This window comes from Hydrocoleum sp. CS-953, assembly GCF_002260545.1.
GTDB lineage: Bacteria > Cyanobacteriota > Cyanobacteriia > Cyanobacteriales > Microcoleaceae > Trichodesmium.
Genome location: NZ_LGSU01000237.1, coordinates 1 through 2,518, shown reverse-complemented (window position 1 = coordinate 2,518; position 2,518 = coordinate 1). Strand labels below are relative to the sequence as shown.

Genomic DNA, 2,518 nt, shown 5'->3' with positions numbered 1-2,518 from the left:
ACAGGACCGGGAACACCAGCGGGACCAGGGGCACCAGTTGCACCTACAGGACCTTCAGGACCAATGGGACCTACAGGACCAGGAGCTCCAGGAGAACCCGCAGGACCAATGGGACCTACGGGACCAGTAGCTCCAGGAGAACCCGCAGGACCCACAGGACCAGTTGCACCGGGAGGACCAGGTATTATGGGTAATGGAACCTCAACCAATTGAGTAACGGGAACGTCTGGCCCAGGAACGAACTCAACGCCTGGTATTTGTGCTGGTTGTCCAGTTGGTACCAAAGTATCAAGAGTTGCAGGAAACGCTGATGTTAAATCTGGTAATAACGGAGAAATTTGAAATGCTTCTATTGCTTCTGCTTCTATGTTGAATACCATTTCTTTTCTCAAGAAAGTAATTTTTCCAAGATTATAAGTGAGAATTTCACTTTTGAGAATAAAAAATTTGTGATCTAGCTATCAAAATACTAGGCAAATCTAATGAGTTACAAACTGTTTAACTGGCCAAATACTTTCTCTCTATAAACCTAAATTTTTTGTGAAGCAAAACCTTTAAATTCTTCATACTTAACTGAGATTGAAATAGATGCCATATTCAAAAACTTAAAAACTAATTTTGCTCTAAAACCCATTTTTAATAGTAGTTTCCTGAATACCAAACCATCAAATCCCATTCTGGATTATAATTACTCTTAGTCCAAATAGTTTACTTACTATCCACATAAATTCCATCAAATATTCTTAACTTTTCTTTATATAAAAAAATGCAAAATACAAAACTTAAAGATATGACAAAAAATAACGGTTCAAAAAACATTTAAGTAGCAAAAAACTGAAAAATAAATATAAAGACGTTTGATTTTTTATAAAGTTCCCTCCTGAAAAAATCAATACATTTAACTAATTAATTTAAAATTTTATTTTGAACTTGAAATCCTAAATTTACACTCAATCAAAATGACCTACTCAATAGACATTACTACTTTGGCTACCTTGGCACGTTGGTTAGCTCCTGACTTCAGTAACCAAGAATAAGNGGGTTGATATTTGCCTACTTTATTGGAATTACTAGAAACTAAAATTCTACTACTTCTGCTCAAAATAAAAATTTCTTGTAAGCTGTCAAAATTAGTCCGAAAACATTTAACTAATTAATTTAAAATTTTATTTTGAACTTGAAATCCTAAATTTACACTCAATCAAAATGACCTACTCAATAGACATTACTACTTTGGCTACCTTGGCACGTTGGTTAGCTCCTGACTTCAGTAACCAAGAATAAGCTTTTGATCGCCCACCCCTTTTTTTTGCCCATATTCGCGTCTATATGCGTCCACTTGCATATCAACTGCTCAATGGACTTACCCTTGATCTAGAGCAAGCTGATGAAATTACCCTCAATAAACTGAAATTATTCTCTTCAAAAAAACATATAGATATTGAAAACTACGCCATTGAAGAAGAAGAATTTTATGGAGGTGCCCGCAACCCCCAACGCCTAGAAAACCTCAAAAAATAACAAATTAAAAAATTACCAGGCTGTACTTTTATTAAAAAATGGACAGGTAATAGTTTTAGAGGTGAGGTAGAACCAGGAAAAGCTTGTACCGTAGTCCAGAAAGAGAAAACTACCTATCTCAACAGTCACTCTGAGATAGATGAACAGAAATTTATTAGCCATGACACAGAATGTGAGCCTGAACATAGATAAACAGGTATGGGGAGCGATCGCTGGACTTTTTGAATTTATCTGTTGGACTACCTTTGCCGATCAAGTTACAATTCGACATTTCCCTGTCATCGGTTGGTATATCTTACCCACAAGTTGTCAGACGAATTTCATAAAATTTTGCTACGTTAAGTTTTTTGCTAGTGATAGTTGGAGCTGATAAGTACAAATCTCTAAGTTATAGTTTCACATAATAATTTTAGTAGAAAGATTTTTTGGAAAATAGGTATAAAAATATTGTTGAAATTAGGAGCATGAGGCATTTAGAAATAAAAAGCATATCATAGATTTACCCATTGAATCTGAAAGGAAATAATTTCGCAATTTGATTTTCAGACTCTTTGCTGGCGTGACATGAAACCTTTAATTTGGCCTCAGCAAATCAATAACATCATGTTAAATGTCTTTCTTGTGGAATTATGCGACACCTTCCCTGGTCTAAGGTTGGACTTTCGGTACGCAACAAACCTTTGATTTAACCAGAGAGTGTCAAAAATTGCCAAGACCTGGTACATTAACCGAATATCAGTAAGCAAGATTCAAAGTAAATTTATGAAAGTCCTAGTAATTGGTGGCGATGGCTACTGCGGTTGGGCAACCGCTCTTTATCTTTCTAGTAAGGGTTATGAAGTAGGGATCCTAGATAGTATGGTTCGGCGACACTGGGATATGGAAATTCAAGTGGAAACCCTCACACCTATTGCCCCTATCCAAAAACGTATCCAACGTTGGAAAGACCTAACAGGTCTTTCCAACGTTGGATACGTTTTTGGATAGGGGCAATAGG

The 2,518-nt window shown here is 36.2% G+C and carries 1 protein-coding gene and 3 pseudogenes; 3 read left to right on the top strand and 1 reads right to left on the bottom strand.

Annotation, left to right across the window (positions count from 1 at the left end; genetic code table 11):
* Positions 1-380: pseudogene (locus AFK68_RS43805) on the bottom strand (collagen-like protein); the annotation flags it as partial.
* 949 nt (positions 381-1,329) lie between these two features.
* Here AFK68_RS43805 and AFK68_RS02030 point away from each other — a divergent pair.
* The 3 genes and pseudogenes from AFK68_RS02030 to AFK68_RS02025 form a co-directional block, all read left to right on the top strand.
* Positions 1,330-1,713 (top strand): annotated as a pseudogene (locus tag AFK68_RS02030) (CpcT/CpeT family chromophore lyase).
* Positions 1,661-1,891, top strand: coding sequence for a hypothetical protein (locus AFK68_RS44080; protein ID WP_371357199.1), 231 nt, complete (start codon positions 1,661-1,663; stop codon positions 1,889-1,891). Before AFK68_RS02030 ends, AFK68_RS44080 begins: the two are co-directional and overlap by 53 nt.
* A gap of 392 nt (positions 1,892-2,283) precedes the next feature.
* Positions 2,284-2,475: pseudogene (locus AFK68_RS02025) on the top strand (NAD-dependent dehydratase); the annotation flags it as partial.
* Between the last annotated feature and the right edge of the window lie 43 nt (positions 2,476-2,518).

Coding starts and splice junctions, on each gene's coding strand:
- AFK68_RS44080 (WP_371357199.1), top strand. CDS start 1,661: ATGAACAGAAATTTATTAGCCATGACACAGAATGTGAGCCTGAACATA.